The organism is Acinetobacter sp. YH01008 (assembly GCF_013420435.1).
GTDB classification, from domain to species: Bacteria; Pseudomonadota; Gammaproteobacteria; order Pseudomonadales; family Moraxellaceae; genus Acinetobacter; species Acinetobacter pseudolwoffii.
In genome coordinates this window covers 217,135-237,678 of the sequence record NZ_VOYD01000002.1, presented here as the reverse complement: position 1 = coordinate 237,678, position 20,544 = coordinate 217,135, and the positions used below count along the sequence as shown (strand labels likewise).

Sequence of the window (20,544 nt, the reverse complement as noted above, 5' to 3'; positions counted from 1 at the left end):
TTCTTTCTACTTATGACTTCCCGGGCGATGACACTCCAGTAATCCGCGGTTCTGCACTTGCTGCACTTAACGGTGAAGCTGGTCAGTATGGCGAAGACGCTGTTGTTGCACTGGTTGAAGCACTTGATTCTTACATTCCAGAGCCAGAACGTGCAATCGACCTTCCATTCCTTATGCCAATTGAAGACGTATTCTCAATTTCTGGTCGTGGTACAGTAGTAACTGGCCGTGTAGAGACTGGTATTGTTAAAGTAGGCGAATCAGTTGAAATCGTTGGTATCCGTGATACTCAAGTAACTACAGTTACTGGCGTTGAAATGTTCCGTAAATTGCTTGACGAAGGTCGTGCAGGCGAGAACTGTGGTGTTCTTCTACGTGGTACTAAGCGTGAAGACGTACAACGTGGTCAAGTATTGACTAAACCAGGTGCGATCAAGCCACATACTAAATTCGATGCGGAAGTATACGTACTTTCTAAAGAAGAAGGTGGTCGTCACACTCCATTCCTTAACGGTTACCGTCCACAGTTCTACTTCCGTACTACGGACGTAACTGGTGCGATCGCGCTTAAAGAAGGCGTGGAAATGGTTATGCCTGGTGACAACGTTGAGATGTCAGTAGAGCTAATCCACCCAATCGCAATGGACCCAGGTCTACGTTTTGCGATCCGTGAAGGCGGTCGTACAGTGGGTGCTGGTGTAGTTGCTAAAGTAACTGCATAATCATAGAATAAGATAAACGGGTTGGGGTTTCGGCTCCAACTTGTTATTTTGCAGGTCAGTAGTTCAATTGGTAGAGCGTCGGTCTCCAAAACCGAATGTTGGGGGTTCGAGTCCCTCCTGACCTGCCAAGTTTTGAAAAAGACGCTTGATGTCGGCAAAATTGGTCATATAATAAGTCGCGAAACCTACGACGAGTACAAAAATGTCGAATGAAAAATCACGCGACGCATTAGGCGAAGCGGCAATTCCTCAAAGAAATAATCCTGCAGTAGATGTAAGTTCTGGTTCTCCATTAGACATGGTTCTATGGGTTATCGCCTTGATTTTATTGGTTGGTGCAATGATGGTAAACCAATATTTACCAGCATACTGGGCCCCTGCGAATGATATTTGGGTGCGTGTTGGGGTGATTTTGGCTTGTATCGTTGCAGCATTCGGTTTATTATACGCCACCCATCAAGGCAAAGGCTTTATTCGTCTGCTGAAAGATGCACGAATCGAGCTCCGTCGAGTGACCTGGCCTACCAAGCAAGAGACTGTGTCCACATCTTGGCAAGTTCTTGTTGTAGTCGTAATTACCTCCATTGTTTTATGGTGTTTCGATTATATTTTAGGCTGGTTAATCAAGTTTATTATCGGGTAAGAGAGCTATGAAACGTTGGTACATTATTCATGCCTATTCAGGTTATGAAAAACAAGTAATGCGTTCGCTTAATGATCGAATCCAGCGTAGCGCTGTTGCCGATAGCTTTGGTGAAGTCCTGGTTCCTACCGAAGAAGTGGTAGAAATGAAGGATGGCAAGAAACGTAAATCAGAGCGCAAGTTCTTTCCTGGCTATGTTCTAGTCGAAATGGAAATGAACGATGATACTTGGCACATTGTTAAAGAATGTCCGAAAGTTTTAGGCTTTATTGGTGGTACGGCGGAAAAACCGGCGCCAATTACGCAAAAAGAAGCCGATGCGATTCTTGCGCGTGTACGCAATACTGGTGAAGCACCTCGTCCTAAGACGATGTTTGAACCAGGCGAAGAATTACTCGTAGTTGACGGTCCATTCACAGACTTTAAAGGTGTGGTGGAAGAAGTTCAGTACGAAAAGTCACGTTTAACGCTGACCATTAATGTATTTAACCGTCCAACTCAAGTTGAACTGGAATTTCGTCAAGTCGAAAAATCAGTTTAATTGGTTTGGGTTGAAAACGCCTGATTTGCGTGCAAATCAGGCATTGTTGTTGTAACGGTATCGTTACTTGAAATCATTGGGGAGCCTTCACCGGCGTTTGCACCCAGAGGTAATTTGAAATGGCTAAGAAGATTGACGGCTATATCAAGCTGCAAGTTCCAGCTGGTAAAGCGAATCCATCTCCACCGATTGGTCCTGCACTAGGTCAACGTGGTGTGAACATCATGGCATTCTGTAAAGAATTCAATGCTGCGACACAAAAAGTTGAAGCTGGTCTACCAATTCCAGTCGTGATCACTGTGTACAACGACAAGTCGTTCACATTCATCATGAAAACTCCACCTGCTGCTGTTCTTCTTAAGAAAGCTGCTGGTATCCAGAAGGGTTCAGCTGTACCTAACAAAACTAAAGTTGGTAAGTTGACTCGTGCTCAAATCGAAGAAATCGCGACTACTAAAGAACCAGATTTGACTGGTGCTGATTTAGACGCACGTGTACGTACCATTGCTGGTTCTGCGCGTTCTATGGGCTTGGAAGTGGAGCTTTAAGACATGGCTAAATTAACTAAACGTCAAAAAGCGATCGTAGCTGCTGTAGAAGCGCACAAAGTTTACACGCTAGAAGAAGCTGTTGCAGTTTTAGAGAGCCTTCCAGCTCCTAAATTCAAAGAATCTTTGGATATCGCGGTAAACCTAGGTGTTGATCCTCGTAAATCTGACCAAGTTGTTCGTGGCGCGACTACACTTCCTGCAGGTACGGGTAAAACTGTACGTGTAGCTGTATTCGCTCAAGGCGCTGCTGCTGAAGCTGCTAAAGCTGAAGGCGCAGACGTTGTTGGTTTCGATGATCTTGCTGAAAGCATCCAAGCGGGTAACCTTGACTTTGACGTTGTAATTGCTGCTCCAGATGCAATGCGCGTTGTAGGTAAACTTGGTACGATCCTTGGTCCACGTGGCTTAATGCCAAACCCTAAAGTGGGTACGGTAACTCCTGACGTAGCAACTGCAGTTAAAAATGCAAAAGCTGGTCAAGCACGTTACCGCGTAGACAAAGCGGGTATTATCCACGCTGCGATCGGTCAAGTAGGTTTCACTGCTGAAGCTGTTCGTTCAAACGTTGAAGCACTTGTTGCTGACTTGAAACGTTTGAAACCTGCGACTTCTAAAGGCGTATACATTCAAAAGATCACTTTGAGCTCAACTATGGGTCCTGGTTTGATCGTTGATGTAGCAAACGTTTCTAAATAAGTCTCGACTTATACAGAATTTTAAAGCCCTGAGTAAGTTTTAAAGCACTGCTTTAAAACTTACGCAAGAAACGCTCCGTCGTATTTTGCAAACTTAGGCAAACTTTGAATTGATAAATGAAAATTTATCAGCGTCAAAGACCGCGGGCGAGGGGAGTTTTATGCTTCGCTCTTAATCGTCCAGCCTGCGTAGACGCGGTGGTGTGATTTGTTCATCCTCCGCGTGTTAGTCCAGTGATGGATTAACGAATTGGGAGTGTACTTCGCGTAAGTACATAAATCACCGTTAGGAGGTTTTACAATGGCTCTTCTTATCGAAGGCAAAAAACAGATCGTAGCTGAAGTAACTGAAGTTGCTTCTACTGCATTTGCTGCTGTTGTTGCTGACTATCAAGGTTTAACTGTTGAGCAATTAACTGCTCTTCGCGTTGAAGCTCGTAAACTAGGTGTTCACACACGTATCGTGCGTAACACTTTGGCTAAACGCGCTCTTCAAGATACTCAATTCAATATCTTGAACGACAACCTTGTTGGCCCAACAATCTTAGCTTTCTCGACTTCTGAAGACGACATGGGTGCTGCTGCACGTTTGTTCGAAGAATTCGCTAAAACTAATAAAGCATTTGAACTTAAAGCTGCTGCATTTGATGGCAAACTTTATCAAGGCGAAGAAGTTAGCGTTATCGCGAATCTTCCGAACCAAGAGAAAGCGCTTACTATGCTTGCAAACGTTCTTCAAGCTCCTATTTCGAAATTGGGCCGCTTACTTACAGCGCTTCAAGAGAAAAACGAGTCAGAAGCTGCTTAAGCTCAAACTTACACACACATCATTCAATACCCATTTGGAGTTAATCTCATGGCTTTAACAAACGAAGAAATCCTAAACGCAGTTGCTGAAAAAACTGTTCTTGAACTTGTTGAACTTATTTCTGCTTTCGAAGAGAAATTCAACGTTTCTGCTGCTGCTGTAGCTGTTGCTGCTGGTCCTGCTGCTGCTGCTGCTGAAGAGCAATCTGAATTCAATGTTGAATTGACTTCTTTTGGCGCAAACAAAGTTGCTGTAATTAAAGCAGTTCGTGAAGCAACTGGCCTTGGCTTGAAAGAAGCTAAAGACATGGTTGAAAGCGCTCCTACAGTTCTTAAAGAAGGTGTTTCTAAAGAAGAAGGCGAAGAACTTAAGAAGAAACTTGAAGAAGCTGGTGCTACAGTTACTCTTAAGTAATAGCTTAAGGGAGCCGGTTTTTTTATAATCAGCTCCAAAAATTGGCTGATGGCTCTTGGGTCATCAGCCTTTTTGCGTTACAATAATCGGCTCGATTTTTGTTTGCATGATATAAAAATCATACAAATTAAAAATAAACATAATGAACAAACGTTTACCAATATTTTTCAGTAAAAAAATATTGATAAGCGTTTTAATACCACTAAAAATTGCAGCATTTGTAAAGAGTGGTGGCCATATCGGCCAGCGTAATTCCTTCTGAGCCCGTTCTGCAGGCGGGCTTGGTTTACACTTTCCGAGGACTCCAGATGGCATACTCATATACCGAAAAGAAACGGATCCGTAAGAATTTTGGTAAATTGCCTAGCGTTATGGATGCTCCGTACCTGCTCGCGATTCAAGTCGACTCGTACAGAACGTTCTTACAAGATGGCAAATCACCAAAAAACCGCGAAGATATCGGTCTCCAAGCCGCATTTCGTTCAGTTTTTCCTATAGAAAGTTATTCTGGCAATGCTGCTTTAGAATTTGTTGAGTATAGTCTTGGTAAGCCTGAGTTTGATGTACGCGAATGTATTCTTCGTGGCTCAACTTATGCAGCACCAATGCGTGTAAAAATTCGTTTGATCCTGAAAGATCGTGAAACGAAGTCAATTAAAGACGTACGTGAACAAGAAGTCTATATGGGCGAGATGCCATTGATGACGGATAACGGGACCTTTGTAATTAATGGTACCGAGCGTGTAATCGTATCTCAATTACACCGTTCACCAGGCGTATTCTTTGACCACGATAAAGGTAAGACTCACTCAAGTGGTAAAGTCCTTTATTCAGCGCGTATCATTCCTTACCGTGGTTCATGGTTAGATTTTGAATTCGATGCCAAAGACCTGGTCTATGTACGTATTGACCGTCGTCGTAAATTACTTGCGACTGTGGTGCTGCGTGCGCTGGGTTATAGCAACGAAAACATTCTCAACATGTTCTACGAGAAAGTCCCTGTATATCTTGACATGGGTAGCTATCAAATTGACTTGGTGCCGGAACGTCTGCGCGGCGAAATGGCACAATTTGACATCTTGGATAAAGATGGCAAGGCAATCGTTGAACAAGGTAAACGTATTAACGCGCGTCATGTACGTCAGATGGAAGCTTCAGGTCTTGAAAAACTTGCAGTGCCTGATGAGTATTTGTATGAGCGTATCACGGCTGAAGACATCGCATTAAAAGATGGCGACGTGATTGCTGCAAATACCGTATTGAGCCATGAAGTCATGGTGAAAATTGCAGAAGGCGGCGTGAAGCAGTTTAATGTTCTGTTCACCAATGATATCGACCGTGGTTCATTCGTTGCAGATTCTCTACGTGCAGATACTACGACCACTCGTGAAGAAGCATTAGTAGAAATCTACAAAGTCATGCGTCCGGGCGAGCCACCAACCAAAGAAGCAGCTGAGAACCTGTTCAATAACCTGTTCTTCTCTTCTGAGCGTTATGACTTGTCTCCAGTCGGTCGTATGAAGTTCAACCGTCGTTTGGGTCGTCCTTACGAAGTGGGTACAGACCAGAAGTCGCGTGAAGTTGAAGGTATTCTCTCGAACGAAGATATCACTGATGTATTGAAAACATTAGTTGAAATCCGTAACGGTAAAGGTGAAGTCGACGATATCGATCACTTGGGTAACCGTCGTGTTCGTTCTGTGGGCGAAATGACAGAGAACCAATTCCGTGTCGGTCTGGTTCGTGTAGAACGTGCTGTTAAAGAACGTTTATCTCAAGCTGAAACAGATAACCTGTCTCCGCAAGATCTAATCAATGCGAAGCCTGTTGCTGCTGCAATCAAAGAATTCTTTGGTTCAAGCCAGTTGTCTCAGTTCATGGATCAAAACAACCCGTTGTCTGAAATCACGCACAAGCGTCGTGTATCAGCACTTGGTCCCGGTGGTTTGACGCGTGAACGTGCGGGCTTTGAAGTACGTGACGTACATCAAACGCATTACGGTCGTGTATGTCCAATTGAAACGCCGGAAGGTCCAAACATTGGTTTGATCAACTCGCTTTCTGTATATGCTAAAGCGAACAACTTCGGTTTCTTGGAAACGCCTTACCGTAAAGTAGTTGATGGCCGTGTAACCATGGACATTGAATACCTGTCTGCGATTGAAGAAGTGGGTACTGTGATTGCACAGGCCGATTCTGCAGTAGATGCTGATGGTAATTTATTAGAAGAAGTTGTATCTGTACGTCACCAAGGTGACTTCGTACGCATGCCGCCGGAAAAAGTAACGCATATGGATGTATCTGCTCAGCAGGTTGTATCTGTGGCTGCGTCACTGATTCCGTTCCTTGAACACGATGATGCCAACCGTGCATTGATGGGTTCAAACATGCAACGTCAGGCTGTTCCTACGTTAATCGCTGACAAACCACTCGTAGGTACGGGTATGGAAGCGAACGTAGCACATGACTCTGGTGTATGTGTGATCGCTCAGCGTGGTGGTCGTATCGAGTTTGTTGATGCATCTCGTGTAGTCATTCGTGTGAACGAAGAGGAGATGATCGCAGGTGAGGCAGGTGTAGATATCTATAACCTGATCAAATACACCCGTTCAAACCAAAACACCTGTATCAACCAGAAAGTTCTGGTGAACCTGGGCGATAAAGTGGGTCGTGGTGATGTATTGGCCGATGGTCCATCGACTGATGGCGGTGAGCTAGCGCTTGGTCAAAACATGCGCGTCGCATTCATGACCTGGAACGGTTATAACTACGAAGACTCGATCTTACTTTCAGAGCGTGTACTTCAAGAAGACCGTTTAACCTCGATTCATATCCAGGAATTGTCATGTGTCGCACGTGATACTAAGCTTGGTGCTGAAGAAATCACGGCCGATATCCCGAATGTGGGTGAAGCAGCGCTTTCTAAACTTGATGAATCAGGTATTGTTTACATCGGTGCTGAAGTAACAGCAGGTGATATTCTTGTTGGTAAAGTGACGCCTAAAGGTGAAACGCAGCTAACGCCGGAAGAAAAATTGCTTCGTGCAATCTTCGGTGAAAAAGCAGCTGACGTTAAAGATTCATCTTTACGCGTTCCATCAGGTACTAAAGGTACAGTCATTGACGTTCAAGTGTTTACACGTGACGGTCTTGAAAAAGACGAACGTGCTCAAGCAATTGAAAAAGCGCAATTGGATGCATACCGTAAAGACTTGAAAGAAGAATTCAAAATCTTCGAAGAAGCTGCACGTGAACGTGTAATCCGTCTACTGAATGGCCAAGAGTCGAATGGTGGCGGTACAACTAAACGTGGCGACAAACTGTCTGAAGACGTGTTGTCTGGTTTAGAGCTTGTTGATCTTCTTGAAATTCAACCAGTTGATGAAGCAATTGCTGAACGTTTAACTCAAATTCAAGTGTTCTTGAAAGAGAAGAGCTTCGAAATTGACGAGAAATTTGCTGAGAAAAAACGCAAACTTTCTACAGGCGATGAACTGACGACTGGCGTATTGAAAGTAGTTAAAGTTTATCTTGCTGTAAAACGTCGCATCCAGCCGGGTGATAAGATGGCGGGTCGTCACGGTAACAAAGGTGTTGTATCAAACATCTTGCCGGTAGAAGACATGCCACACGATGCCAATGGTGTACCTGTTGATATCGTACTGAACCCGCTGGGCGTACCATCGCGTATGAACGTGGGTCAGATTCTTGAAACTCACTTAGGTATGGCTGCCAAAGGTCTTGGCGATCAAATCGACAAGATGATGAAAGAACAGCGTACTGTACTTGAGCTTCGTGATTTCCTGGACAAGATTTATAACAAAGTTGGTGGCGAGCAAGAAGATCTTGACAGCTTGACTGATGATGAAATCTTGAAACTTTCTGGTAACTTGCGTGCTGGTGTGCCTTTGGCAACACCTGTATTCGATGGTGCTGAAGAAGGTCAGATCAAAGAATTGTTACAACTTGCAGGTCTATCAAGTACTGGTCAGACAGTATTATATGATGGTCGTACTGGTGAGCGTTTCGACCGTCCAGTAACTGTAGGTTATATGTACATGCTGAAACTGAACCACTTAGTTGATGACAAGATGCATGCGCGTTCAACTGGTTCTTATTCTCTAGTCACGCAACAGCCGCTGGGTGGTAAAGCACAATTCGGTGGTCAGCGTTTCGGTGAGATGGAAGTCTGGGCACTAGAAGCTTACGGTGCAGCATATACGCTACAAGAAATGCTGACTGTGAAATCGGATGACGTTGAAGGCCGTACCCGTATCTACAAGAATATTGTAGATGGTAACCATTATATGGACCCGGGTATGCCTGAATCGTTCAACGTATTGACCAAAGAGATCCGTTCTTTAGGTATCAACATTGAACTGAAAAATGGTGACTAATTAGTTCCATTGAATCTCCCTTGCGAAGCAGTGCTTCTCACCTCTTTAAGAAAGAGGGGAAAGTCCCTCTTTATAAAGGGGGATTTAGGGGGATTCTTGGGATTCCCAATTCAGTTAAAAACAATATTTGTGACCCAGTCGAGAAGTGAAAATCTCCTCGACACACGGAGAAAAAAATTGAAAGACTTGCTCGATATCATGCGCAAAAAGACGGATTCAGACGGTCATGCTCCTGTAGAGTTTGACCGCATCCGTATTGGTCTTGCGTCACCAGAAATGATTAAGTCATGGTCTCACGGTGAAGTTAAAAAGCCAGAAACCATTAACTATCGTACGTTCAAACCTGAACGTGATGGTTTATTCTGTGCCAAAATCTTTGGTCCAGTAAAAGATTACGAATGCTTGTGTGGTAAATACAAGCGTATGAAATACAAAGGCGTCATTTGTGAAAAATGTGGCGTTGAAGTAACAACTGCGAAAGTTCGTCGTGAACGTATGGGTCACATCGAGCTAGCTTCTCCAGTTGCACACATCTGGTTCTTGAAATCATTGCCGAGCCGTATCGGTCTATTATTAGACATGACGCTACGTGATATCGAACGCGTATTGTATTTCGAATCTTATGTGGTTACCGATCCTGGTATGACACCATTTGAGAAATACCAGCTTCTGAACGATGAAGAATACTTCAATGCGTTGGAAGAACACGGTGATGAATTCACAGCGAAAATGGGTGCTGAAGCGGTTCAAGACTTGTTGAAAGACATCGATCTTGAAGCTGAAATTGCGCGTCTTCGTGAAGAAATTCCTGTGACAACTTCAGAAACCAAGCTGAAAAAAGCCTCTAAGCGTTTGAAGTTGATGGAAGCATTCAACGATTCGAACAACAAGCCAGAATGGATGGTGTTGACTGTACTTCCAGTTCTGCCACCAGACCTTCGTCCGTTGGTACCACTTGAAGGTGGTCGTTTCGCGACTTCTGACTTGAACGATCTTTACCGTCGTGTGATTAACCGTAACAACCGTTTGAAGCGTCTTCTTGACCTTGCAGCGCCAGACATCATCGTACGTAACGAAAAACGTATGTTGCAAGAGTCTGTCGATGCATTGTTAGATAACGGTCGTCGTGGTCGTGCAATTACCGGTTCAAACAAGCGTCCGCTTAAATCTTTGGCAGATATGATCAAAGGTAAGCAAGGTCGTTTCCGTCAGAACTTATTGGGTAAACGTGTCGATTACTCAGGTCGTTCGGTCATTACCGTTGGTCCAAACCTGCGTTTGCACCAATGTGGTCTTCCGAAGAAAATGGCACTTGAACTGTTCAAGCCATTCATTTTCGCGAAACTACAAGCATCTGGTCAAGCAACCACCATTAAAGCTGCGAAGAAAATGGTTGAGCGCGAGACGCCAGAAGTTTGGGACGTTCTTGCTCACGTGATCCGTCAACATCCAGTGATGTTGAACCGTGCGCCAACACTTCACCGTCTAGGTCTTCAAGCATTTGAACCGATCCTGATTGAAGGTAAGGCGATCCGTCTACACCCACTTGTATGTGCTGCGTTTAACGCCGACTTCGATGGTGACCAGATGGCGGTACACGTACCATTAACACTTGAAGCTCAGCTTGAAGCTCGTGCGTTAATGATGTCGACGAACAACATTCTGTCTCCAGCGAACGGTGAGCCAATCATCGTACCGTCTCAGGACGTGGTCTTGGGCTTGTATTACATCACGCGTGATGCAATCAATGCCAAAGGTGAGGGCATGGTGTTCGCGGATACTCACGAAGTAAACCGTGCACTGGCAACAGGTCAGGTTGATCTACACGCTCGCGTTAAAGCACGTGTACACCAGACTGTCATCGATGAAGATGGCAACCGTGAACATCAAACCATTATTGTAGATACCACACCTGGTCGCTGCCTACTTTGGGAAGTTGTGCCTGAAGGTATGGATTTCCAGCAAATTAACGTTGAGATGACCAAGAAAAACATCTCTAAGTTAATTAACTCTTGCTACCGTAAATTGGGTCTGAAAGATACTGTTATCTTCGCTGACCAATTGATGTACCTAGGCTTCCGTCAGGCGACGCGTTCAGGTGTATCTGTCGGTATGGAAGACATGGTTATTCCACCGCAAAAACAAGTCATTATTGGTAAAGCGGAAGCTGAAGTTCGTGAAATCGAACAACAGTTCGAACAAGGTTTCGTAACTGCCGGCGAACGTTATAACAAAGTGGTCGATATTTGGGCGCGTACCAATGACCAGGTTGCTAAAGCGATGATGGACAACTTGTCTTTCACGACTGTTAAAAACAAACAGGGTGAAGACGAGAAGCAAAAATCATTCAACTCGATCTACATGATGTCTGACTCGGGTGCCCGTGGTTCGGCAGCTCAGATTCGTCAGTTGGCGGGTATGCGTGGTTTGATGGCGAAGCCGGATGGCTCGATCATTGAAACGCCTATTAAAGCGAACTTCCGTGAAGGTTTGACTGTACTACAGTACTTCATCTCGACACACGGTGCGCGTAAAGGTTTGGCCGATACAGCACTGAAAACTGCGAACTCTGGTTACTTGACGCGTCGTCTGGTAGACGTTGCGCAAGACTTGGTGATTACCGAGCCAGATTGTGGCACCTTCGACGGTCTAGTAATGACACCATTCATTCAAGGTGGCGATGTCATCGAGAACTTGGGTGCACGAGTATTGGGTCGTGTGGTTGCTGAAGATGTGAAACGTGTCGGTACAGACGAAGTTCTGCTTCCACGTAATACTTTAATTGACGAGAAACTGGCGACGTTTATCGAAAGCCAAGGTGTCGACGAAATTAAAGTACGTTCGGTTGTAAACTGTGCGTCTACTTTCGGTGTATGTGCGAAATGTTACGGCCGTGACTTGGCGCGTGGTCATCAGGTGAACCCGGGTGAGTCTGTTGGTGTCATGGCAGCTCAATCAATTGGTGAACCAGGTACACAGTTAACTATGCGTACCTTCCACGTGGGTGGTGCTGCAAGCCGAACGTCTGCTGCAAACAGCGTACAAGTTCGTAACCAGGGTACAGTGCGTTTCCACAACGTGAAAACAGTACAACATGCCAAAGGTCACTTGGTATCGACTTCACGTTCAGGTGAGATCGGTATTGCGGATGATTTAGGTCGTGAGCGCGAGCGCTATAAACTGCCTTACGGTGCATCTATCTTGCTAAAAGATGGCGAAGCTGTAGAAGCAGGCGGTATCGTGGCGACTTGGGATCCGCATACACATCCATTGGTAACAGAAGTTGCAGGTAAAGTGCGTTTCAGCCAGATCGCTGATGGCGTGACCGTGACTTCGAAAACTGATGATGCAACAGGTATGTCAACCATCGAAATCTTGCCAGTGACTTCACGTCCTGCGTCAGGTAAAGATTTGCGTCCTGCTGTAGTGTTAGACACAGTTGAAGGCACTGAACAGTTCTACTTCTTGCCACAAAACACTATTCTTTCTGTCCGTGATGGCGAAACGATTGGTGTCGGTGACGTTATTGGTCGTGTACCACAAGAATCTTCACGTACCCGTGATATTACCGGTGGTCTACCGCGTGTAGCTGACTTGTTCGAAGCACGTAAGCCGAAAGAGCATGCAATCCTTGCAGAAGTATCGGGTGTTGTGAGTTTCGGTAAAGAAACCAAAGGTAAGAACCGTCTGGTGATTACACCGGATGATGGCTCTGAGATTTACGAAGAGCTGATTCCGAAATGGCGTACCATTAACGTGTTCGAAGGCGAACATGTGAACCGTGGTGAAACCATTTCTGACGGCCCACAGAACCCGCATGACATTTTACGTCTGAAAGGTGAAGTGGCGCTGACCAACTACATCGTGAACGAAGTTCAGGACGTATACCGTCTGCAAGGTGTAAAAATCAACGACAAGCACATTGAAGTCATCGTACGTCAAATGCTGCGTAAAGTGGATATCACTGATGGTGGCGATACCAGCTTCATCAAAGGCGAACAAGTGGATTACATCCGTGTTGTACAAGAAAACCAAGCAGTTCTTGCACAAAACAAGTTCCCTGCGAAGTTTGAACGTCTGTTGATGGGTATTACCAAAGCGTCGCTTTCGACTGACTCATTCATCTCTGCTGCATCGTTCCAGGAAACAACTCGTGTGTTAACTGAAGCGGCTGTAACAGGTAAAGAAGATGACTTACGCGGTCTGAAAGAAAACGTGGTTGTAGGTCGTCTGATCCCAGCGGGTACAGGTTTGGCTTACCATCTCGAGCGTCGTCGTCAAGAAGCAGAAGCTGCAGAATTTGAACTGCACAATGACTTCTCTGATGTTGATCAAGCTTTAAGTCAGGCATTTAACGAAGAATTCTAATTCAAGTTAAAGCTAAAAAAGAGACGCCTTCGGGCGTCTTTTTTTGTCTTAAATACATAAAAATTAAAAGCTAATTAAAGGCTAAACAGCGGAATAATCCATTGATACTTACAAAACTCAGCAGGAATACCGAGAGAAGTAACACGCTCCATGTTTTAGTTTTATAAAATGAAGATAAGCTAAATTAAAGTATGAAAAGGAAGGCCAAAGTCATGAAAAAATTAATGGGTGTGATGGCAGTTGCAACTCTCTCCACCTTTATGCTGGCAGGTTGTGAAAGTATGTCTGCCAATGAGCAGCGTATCGGTGCTGCCGCCTTAGGTGGTGCAGTCGGTGGTGGTGTAGGTAATAGTGTCGGGGGTGGTCTTGGTTCTGCAGTCGGTGGTGGTGCAGGCGCAGCCGTGGGAAGTAAGTCCCAAGGTGGCTCAAACCGTAATGCGACCTATAGTGGTGTCGGCGGTGCTGTAGGCTCAGCTGTAGGTAAAAGCATATTCGGTGGGAATGCTGGTGCTGCGATTGGTGGTGCAATCGGTGGTGGCGCAGGTGCTGCGATCGAACAGGATAACCGCCGTCGTTAAGTCTGCACTGACTTTAAATCGATTCAGATCTAAAAGCGCCCATGTGGCGCTTTTACCTTATCCAGTTTTTTGAATTTTTCCTTTGCTTTGTTTGCGCCGGATATAAACCGTTTTTTGTACTTCGGCAATTCGAACGCCAGCCTCATCATAGATATTGAGCTGGTAATGGCGATATACCGGTGCATAGTCAGCAGCCAGGTCAATAATAGTACTGACTTCTTCAGCAGAGATGCGCACATCAGCAAAGACGGTGCCGCGACCCGGTGCTAAAAACTGGATACTCGCGCCCTTATCCCAGACGATATATTTCGGCCCTAAATGATGCATCAGTAAGAGCATATAAAATGGATCGACCATTGAATATAAGCTGCCACCAAAATGGACGCCGACAATATTCTGGTTTTTACGGGTCAGTGGCATTTTGACCCGAATGTGATAATGATTAAAATCAATTTTATCAATTTCGATGCCTGCACCACGATAGGGGGCATAGCGGTTCAGAATAAATTTTGAAACCAAAGGCAGTTTTTGAATTTTCTGGAATAGGCTCATGCTGACATTCTTTTTTCTTGTGTAGTTATGCATACTAGAGCAACAAAAATGCGCTGGCATTGATAAATTATTCCGATTTATAAACTATGCGGTCAATAACAACAACAGGATCAAAACATGGAAATGCAATGGGTCGATACCACGGATCAGCAGCGTCTTTGCGTTAAAACTTACGGACAGCCCACACGGCCGGCATTGGTACTGGTTCATGGCTATCCCGATCATCAAGCAGTTTGGGAACTAGTCATTGCTTATTTGAGTCAGGATTACTTTGTTGTGAGCTATGATGTACGTGGCGCAGGTGAGTCCAGTATTCCTCAAAAAATTTCGGATTACCGCCTGGCACGCTTAAGTCAGGATCTGGAAGAGGTAGTGAGCAAGGTATTGCCGAATCGTGGTTTTCATCTGGCAGCGCATGACTGGGGTTCAATTCAGTCTTGGGAATCTGTCACAGATTTAAGATTCAAAGGCCGAATTCTGTCTTATAGTACGCTGTCTGGCCCTTGTCTGGATCATGCTGCTTTCTGGATGCGCGAGCAGTTCAATCAAGACAAAGCAAAATTTTTAAAGCAAATGAGCAAGTCCTGGTATATCGCGGTATTTCAGTTGCCTTTACTAGCCCCCTTGGCCTGGAATTTTTTTAATCCGCAGCGCTGGGCCAAGATTGTCCGGCAATTAGAAAGACGGGACGATCTGCCGCTGAACCCGAAGATCGTCAAAGATGGCAAGTATGGGGTAAACCTGTATCGGGCCAATTTTTTACCGCGTTTGGCCCGACCACGGCAGCGCTTTGCCATCTGTCCGGTACAAGCGATTGTACTGAAATATGACCAGTTTGTCGGGCCTGATCTGGTCGATGAGATGGCAAAATGGGTCGATAATTTCTCTAAAGTGGAACTGGACGCCAATCACTGGGCAATTCTGAGCCAGCCAGAACAAGTGGCTCAATTAATTGATCACTTTATTCAGCGTCAATCTGCTGAAGTCGTTTAATCAGCCTCAGCACTGAACATGACTGCTGAAAGGAAAAGTGGCGGAATTTTTATCCGAATTTTCTGATAAAATAGCCGCTTTCTCTCTATTCCGATTCATTATGTTCGCAATTCTTGCTGCTATTGGAGTCATGTTCGGACTCTCATTGGCACGTGTACCTGTGGTTTTTGCCCTGGTCATTGGTGCTGTTACGGGTGGTTTACTGGCAGGTCTTGGCCTTCAGGGAACCTTGGACGCGTTTAACAATGGCTTGGGCGGCGGTGCCAAAATTGCCTTGGCTTACGGTATTTTAGGTGCATTTGCTTTGGCGTTGGCACGTTCAGGTTTGCCGGATTTGTTGGCGTATAAAATGATCAACACCTTAAAAGGTGAGGCTGATTTTAAAGCACAAAACCGGGTGAAATATCTGATCTTTTTTACAGTAGCCATTGCTGCGGTATTTTCCCAGAACGTGATTCCGGTACATATCGCCTTTATTCCAGTCCTGATTCCACCATTATTGACTGTATTTAACCATTTAAAGCTCGACCGTCGTTTGATTGCCTGTTTGCTGACCTTTGGTCTGGTAGGCACCTATATGCTGATTCCGGTCGGTTTTGGTGCCATCTTCCTGAATGACATTCTGGGTCATAACATCAATACTTTTGGTAAGCCATATGGATTTGAAATTAGCTATGACCAGATTCCATCTGCGATGGCAATTCCAGTATTCGGTATGTTTGTGGGCTTATTGGTGGCGATCTTTATTAGCTATCGCAAACCACGTCAATATCAAGATATTCATGTCCAGGAACAGCAAAGTATTTCCGCTGAATTGGGTGTGGCTGAGCAGGTTAAACCGCAGATTGCCAAATTTACCATCTGGATGGCCGGCCTTGCAGTTATTGCCACATTGGCGGTACAGCTTTATTCAGACTCGATGATTCTGGCCGGTCTGGTCGGTGTCGCAATCCTGAGTTGTGCCGGGATCTTTAAATGGAAAGAAGCGGATGATGTGATCATTACCGGTATGCGCATGATGGCGCTAGTTGGCTTTATCATGATTGCGGCACAAGGCTTTGCCGCGGTGATTGAAGCGACTAATCAGGTACCAACCTTGGTTGAAGCATCAGTAAACTGGATTGGTAATAGTCAGGCACTGGCCGCATTTCTGATGCTGTTGATTGGTTTGCTGATCACATTGGGCATTGGTTCGTCTTTCTCGACTATTCCCATTCTGGCGATTATTTATGTTCCGCTGTGTATCCAGTTTGGTTTCAGCCCGGCTGCGACCATTGCCATTATCGGGACTGCGGCGGCTTTAGGCGATGCCGGCTCTCCAGCGTCAGATTCAACTCTAGGCCCAACATCCGGTCTGAATATGGATGGTCAGCATGACCATATGAAGGATAGTGTGGTTCCAACCTTCATTCATTTTAATATCCCGCTGATGATTTTTGGCTGGATCGCGGCGATGGTGCTGTAATTTAATTATACGGACTTGAGTGAATATTAAATTCACTCAAGGGGTATTTTAAATGGCTTTATAATATATATTTAAAATACATGTTTTAATGGTTTTAAATATAAAAATGAGTTTATTTCTTTAAATAACCTTATTTAAATCTGATTAGATTGGTTGGTATTAAAACCAACCAATTTAGTATATTTAAAATAAATAATATATAAAAACAATAACTTAAATAATATTTATAATTTAGTTTTATAATCTCTATTGCATGTTAAATCCCTCCACGTTTATCATTAAATTAATATTTAAATTCTTAATAAATAATCTTCCAGTGGGGTATTTTAAAATGTTAAAACAAGTTGCTCTAATTGCATTAATGGGTCTTTCTGCATCGGCGATGGCTGGTCAATGGCAAGTGAAAGTAGGTGGTTCAGTTGTTGCACCGACAGAATCAACTTCAGTAGCAGATTTAGGCGGAATCAAAGTAGAAGCTGATAATGAGTTCGCATTTACACCATCGGTTGAGTATTTCTTTAATGATAATATTTCTGCTGAATTACTTCTTGCTACTCCAATTAGCCATGATGTGCAAGCTGCTGGGGTGAATGCGGTAAAAATTAAACATCTCCCACCAACAATTACCGCAAAATATCACTTTAAAAATGCAACTCGCTTTACCCCATATATTGGTGTAGGTGGTACAGCATTTATTGCTTGGGATGAAAAAACCACTGGTCCTTTAGAAGAAGCCGATGTGAAAGTGAAAGAAGATTTTGGCTTTGCAGGTCAGGTAGGCTTTAACTATCAGCCAGCAGATGCTAAAAACTGGGGTGTATTCTTTGATGCACGTTATGCACAAATTAGCCCTGAAGTTACTTTGAGTGGAGATGTAGCAGCTAAGTTTGACCTTGATATTGATCCAATGATCTATACTCTCGGCTATAGCTATAAATTCTAAGCTTTCATATTTCTGGATTGATTTTCCAAAGGCCTCATCTTGTATGAGGCTTTTTTTTCAAAATAACAACGATTTATAACCTATTGAAATTGAGCAGATTGGCAATGTTCAAATATATTAAAACGAATAAAGTAAATATTAATTGAATACGACTTAATAATTGAATAATAAGGAAGATCAGCATGAGATTTTTAATGAAGAGTATTGTGATCTTCTGCGGCCTATTGGTCGCACCTGCCTATGCCGCAAGTTTTGATTGTCAGAAAGCTGAAACCGTGACCGAAAAAGCTATTTGTGAACATCGTCTGCTTAATGATGCCGATGTCAAAATGAGTACCAGCTATCATATCTTACGGCGTATGGTTCCGATGGGCACGCGTTCAGTGATTCAGCGCGATCAGGTCAAATGGTTGCAGTTTCGCGACCAGTGTCTGGAATCGGTCTCTTGCCTGAACCAAGTCTATAATATGCGTCAACAGCAACTGGACTTGCAGTTTCAGCGCATTTATAAGCTTGGGCCTTATTAAGTCTGACAGTCGGTCTGGCAAAGATTAAAACCCTGCCAGATCAAGTGCTCAAAAATATCTTGTGAAAAAATATACCACTGACTATTGAAAATTGAGGAACTCACTCCATTCATATAGGCAACAGTATTGACCTGTATTTAAAATAAAAGGAGTGATTAATGAGTGAGTCTAACGCACAAAAACATAGTTTCCAGGCTGAAGTGGCTCAGTTACTACATCTCGTGACCCATTCGCTTTATTCAAACCCTGAAATTTTTCTGCGCGAACTGATTTCGAATGCCTCGGATGCTTGTGACAAATTGCGTTTTGAAGGGATCAATCATCCCGAATTTTATGAAAATGATCCGGATTTACGTGTTCGTGTCAGCCTTGATGCAGAGAATAAGACCATTACCATTTCAGATAACGGAATTGGTCTAAGCGAACAGGAAGCCATTGATAATTTAGGCACCATTGCCAAATCGGGCACCAAAGACTTTATGTCTAAACTGACCGGTGACCAGAAGGCCGATGCCCAGCTGATTGGCCAGTTTGGGGTCGGTTTCTATTCAGGTTTTATTGTGGCAGACAAGATCACGGTAGAATCACGTCGTGCCGGTGCAGATGCATCTGAAGGTGTACGCTGGATTAGTGGTGGTACTGGTGAATTTGAAGTTGAACAAATTCAAAAAGCAGGTCGTGGTACCGATATTATTCTGCATCTGCGTGACGATGCGCTGGACTATTTGCAAAGCCATAAGGTTAAGCAAATTATTAATAAATACTCAGACCACATCAGCCTGCCAATCCAGATGCAAAAAGAAGTCTGGCAGGAGGAAGAAGCGGCTGAAGGTGAAACACCGAAAGGTGGCCAGTATGTCAAGACTGATGAGTGGGAAGCGATTAACTCGGCCAGCGCACTCTGGACACGGAGCAAGTCTGAAATTACTGAAGAACAATATGTCGAGTTCTACAAAAACTTAAGCCATGATTTCACGGCGCCATTGGCCTGGGCGCATAACCGGGTGGAAGGCAGTACTGAATATACCCAGTTATTGTATATTCCAAGCAAAGCCCCACATGACATTTTCACCCGTGAATCAAAAGCCGGTATCAAGCTGTATGTGAAACGCGTCTTTATTATGGATGATGCGGATAACCTGATTCCGAATTACCTGCGTTTTGTACAAGGCGTGGTAGACAGTGCGGATTTACCACTGAACGTCAGCCGTGAGTTGCTGCAAGAAAGCCGCGATGTAAAAACCATTCGTGACGGGAATGCCCGCCGTATCCTGACGATTCTGGATCATCTGGCCAAATCTGAAGATGAAAAAGATCAGGAAAAATTCAAGACTTTCCATCAGGAATTTGCTTCAGTGTTGAAAGAGGGCCTAGGCGAAGATTTTGCCAACCGTGAACGTATTTTGAAACTGCTGCGTTATGCAACCTCGAACAATGATGAAGTCAGCACGTCATTGGCAGACTATAAAGCAGGCATGAAAGATGGCCAGAAAGCCATCTATTATGTGACTGCAGACAGCCTGAATGCTGCAAAGAATTCACCGCAGCTGGAACTGTTCAAGAAGAAAGGCATTGAAGTTCTGCTCATGACCGAACGCGTAGATGAATGGGCGATGAACTTCGTGAATGAGTTCGATGGCACACCGTTGCAAAACGTGTCTAAGGGTGCAGTTGATTTGGGCGATCTTCAGGATGCTGAAGAGAAAAAAGCACTTGAAGAAGCCGCAGCCCAGTTTAAACCGGTGGTCGAGAAGCTGACTGATTCACTCAAAGACAAGACCAAAGAAGTGCGCGTGACTACGCGTCTGGTCGATTCACCGGCCTGTCTGGTGACTGGAGAAGGGGAACTATCTCCACAATTAATCCGTATGCTAAAAGATGCAGGTCAGCCTGTACCGGATATGAAGCCGATTCTGGAAATCAACCCGGAACATCCTTTGGTGAAAAAACTGGATGGCTCAGCGCAGTTTGATGATCTGGCCAATGTGATCTTTGATCAAGCGGTGATTGCAGAAGGCGGATTACCAGAAAATCCTGCTGAGTATGTGAAGCGTATCAATAGCTTATTGCTTGCTTAACGCATAATGCTTTAAGCTAAAAAATCCCTCTACGGAGTAATGCCAGTCAGTTAAGGAATTGACTGGCATTTTCTTTTTCAAATTCATGATTATATCTGATAGATAGAAAAGTCATTCGCAACTGTTTGAGGCATGAGGTGTATTGCACCGCAAGATTTAAAAATGATTGTTTCTGCGACAAATTTACTAATCGATGGTGGCTGACGAGTTTTGCGGTGAGGAGTGTTGCTCCGCAAGATGCCTTCCTTGCGAAGCTTCGCTTCTCATTT

17 protein-coding genes and 1 tRNA gene are annotated in these 20,544 nt (G+C 44.4%); 16 read left to right on the top strand and 2 right to left on the bottom strand.

Annotated features, from left to right (window positions below):
• The 8 genes from FTT75_RS03100 to rplL all read left to right on the top strand — a co-directional run.
• Nucleotides 1-722 (top strand): EF-Tu/IF-2/RF-3 family GTPase (locus tag FTT75_RS03100; protein ID WP_257230319.1); only part of this gene is annotated, 722 nt, incomplete at its 5' end.
• Nucleotides 723-774: 52 nt separating this feature from the next.
• Nucleotides 775-850: transfer RNA gene (locus FTT75_RS03095), tRNA-Trp, on the top strand.
• A 74-nt stretch (nucleotides 851-924) separates the two neighbouring features.
• Nucleotides 925-1,365, top strand: coding sequence for a preprotein translocase subunit SecE (gene secE, locus FTT75_RS03090; protein WP_005095267.1), 441 nt, complete (start codon nucleotides 925-927; stop codon nucleotides 1,363-1,365).
• Nucleotides 1,366-1,372: 7 nt separating this feature from the next.
• Nucleotides 1,373-1,906 carry a transcription termination/antitermination protein NusG gene (nusG, locus tag FTT75_RS03085; RefSeq protein ID WP_004278615.1) on the top strand — a complete coding sequence of 178 codons (534 nt, stop codon included), beginning with the start codon at nucleotides 1,373-1,375 and terminating at the stop codon, nucleotides 1,904-1,906.
• Between the two features lie 119 nt (nucleotides 1,907-2,025).
• Nucleotides 2,026-2,454, top strand: a complete 429-nt coding sequence (gene rplK, locus FTT75_RS03080; RefSeq protein WP_004278614.1) for a 50S ribosomal protein L11 — start codon at nucleotides 2,026-2,028, stop codon at nucleotides 2,452-2,454.
• A gap of 3 nt (nucleotides 2,455-2,457) precedes the next feature.
• Nucleotides 2,458-3,153 carry a 50S ribosomal protein L1 gene (gene rplA, locus FTT75_RS03075; protein ID WP_005095271.1) on the top strand — a complete coding sequence of 232 codons (696 nt, stop codon included), beginning with the start codon at nucleotides 2,458-2,460 and terminating at the stop codon, nucleotides 3,151-3,153.
• A 300-nt stretch (nucleotides 3,154-3,453) separates the two neighbouring features.
• Nucleotides 3,454-3,960, top strand: coding sequence for a 50S ribosomal protein L10 (gene rplJ, locus FTT75_RS03070; protein WP_005095272.1), 507 nt, complete (start codon nucleotides 3,454-3,456; stop codon nucleotides 3,958-3,960).
• A gap of 48 nt (nucleotides 3,961-4,008) precedes the next feature.
• Entirely contained in the window at nucleotides 4,009-4,374 is a 366-nt protein-coding gene (gene rplL, locus FTT75_RS03065; protein WP_005095274.1) for a 50S ribosomal protein L7/L12, read from the top strand.
• A 63-nt stretch (nucleotides 4,375-4,437) separates the two neighbouring features.
• Here the strand turns inward: rplL and FTT75_RS03060 are convergent, their stop codons facing one another.
• Nucleotides 4,438-4,689 (bottom strand): hypothetical protein, encoded by a 252-nt coding sequence (locus FTT75_RS03060; protein WP_034608820.1) that lies wholly within the window; start codon nucleotides 4,687-4,689, stop codon nucleotides 4,438-4,440.
• Between FTT75_RS03060 and rpoB the strand changes: the two genes are divergently transcribed.
• From rpoB to FTT75_RS03045, 3 genes are all read left to right on the top strand, one after another.
• On the top strand, nucleotides 4,683-8,771 hold the full coding sequence (gene rpoB, locus FTT75_RS03055; RefSeq protein WP_100357923.1) for a DNA-directed RNA polymerase subunit beta: 4,089 nt from the start codon (nucleotides 4,683-4,685) through the stop codon (nucleotides 8,769-8,771). The two genes, FTT75_RS03060 and rpoB, sit on opposite strands and share 7 nt — an antisense overlap.
• A gap of 177 nt (nucleotides 8,772-8,948) precedes the next feature.
• Nucleotides 8,949-13,139: a DNA-directed RNA polymerase subunit beta' gene (gene rpoC, locus FTT75_RS03050; protein ID WP_005173031.1), complete on the top strand. Its 4,191-nt coding sequence runs from the start codon at nucleotides 8,949-8,951 to the stop codon at nucleotides 13,137-13,139.
• Nucleotides 13,140-13,351: 212 nt separating this feature from the next.
• The gene (locus FTT75_RS03045) at nucleotides 13,352-13,717 is read left to right on the top strand and encodes a hypothetical protein (RefSeq protein ID WP_005095281.1); all 366 of its coding nucleotides are present in this window, start codon (nucleotides 13,352-13,354) and stop codon (nucleotides 13,715-13,717) included.
• 57 nt (nucleotides 13,718-13,774) lie between these two features.
• On the opposite strand, the gene FTT75_RS03040 is transcribed toward FTT75_RS03045, so the two are convergent.
• Entirely contained in the window at nucleotides 13,775-14,269 is a 495-nt protein-coding gene (locus FTT75_RS03040) for a DUF4442 domain-containing protein (protein ID WP_205668332.1), read from the bottom strand.
• 117 nt (nucleotides 14,270-14,386) lie between these two features.
• Between FTT75_RS03040 and FTT75_RS03035 the strand changes: the two genes are divergently transcribed.
• The 5 genes from FTT75_RS03035 (at nucleotide 14,387) to htpG (ending at nucleotide 20,275) form a co-directional block, all read left to right on the top strand.
• On the top strand, nucleotides 14,387-15,262 hold the full coding sequence (locus FTT75_RS03035; protein ID WP_180185896.1) for an alpha/beta fold hydrolase: 876 nt from the start codon (nucleotides 14,387-14,389) through the stop codon (nucleotides 15,260-15,262).
• 100 nt (nucleotides 15,263-15,362) lie between these two features.
• The gene (locus tag FTT75_RS03030; RefSeq protein ID WP_005173021.1) at nucleotides 15,363-16,727 is read left to right on the top strand and encodes a Na+/H+ antiporter family protein; all 1,365 of its coding nucleotides are present in this window, start codon (nucleotides 15,363-15,365) and stop codon (nucleotides 16,725-16,727) included.
• Nucleotides 16,728-17,058: 331 nt separating this feature from the next.
• A complete protein-coding gene (locus tag FTT75_RS03025) occupies nucleotides 17,059-17,670 on the top strand; it encodes an OmpW family protein (RefSeq protein ID WP_180185895.1) in 612 nt (203 codons plus the stop codon).
• Between the two features lie 182 nt (nucleotides 17,671-17,852).
• Nucleotides 17,853-18,197, top strand: a complete 345-nt coding sequence (locus tag FTT75_RS03020) for a lysozyme inhibitor LprI family protein (RefSeq protein WP_005095291.1) — start codon at nucleotides 17,853-17,855, stop codon at nucleotides 18,195-18,197.
• A 158-nt stretch (nucleotides 18,198-18,355) separates the two neighbouring features.
• Nucleotides 18,356-20,275: a molecular chaperone HtpG gene (gene htpG, locus FTT75_RS03015; protein WP_074383935.1), complete on the top strand. Its 1,920-nt coding sequence runs from the start codon at nucleotides 18,356-18,358 to the stop codon at nucleotides 20,273-20,275.
• The last annotated feature ends 269 nt before the right edge of the window (nucleotides 20,276-20,544 follow it).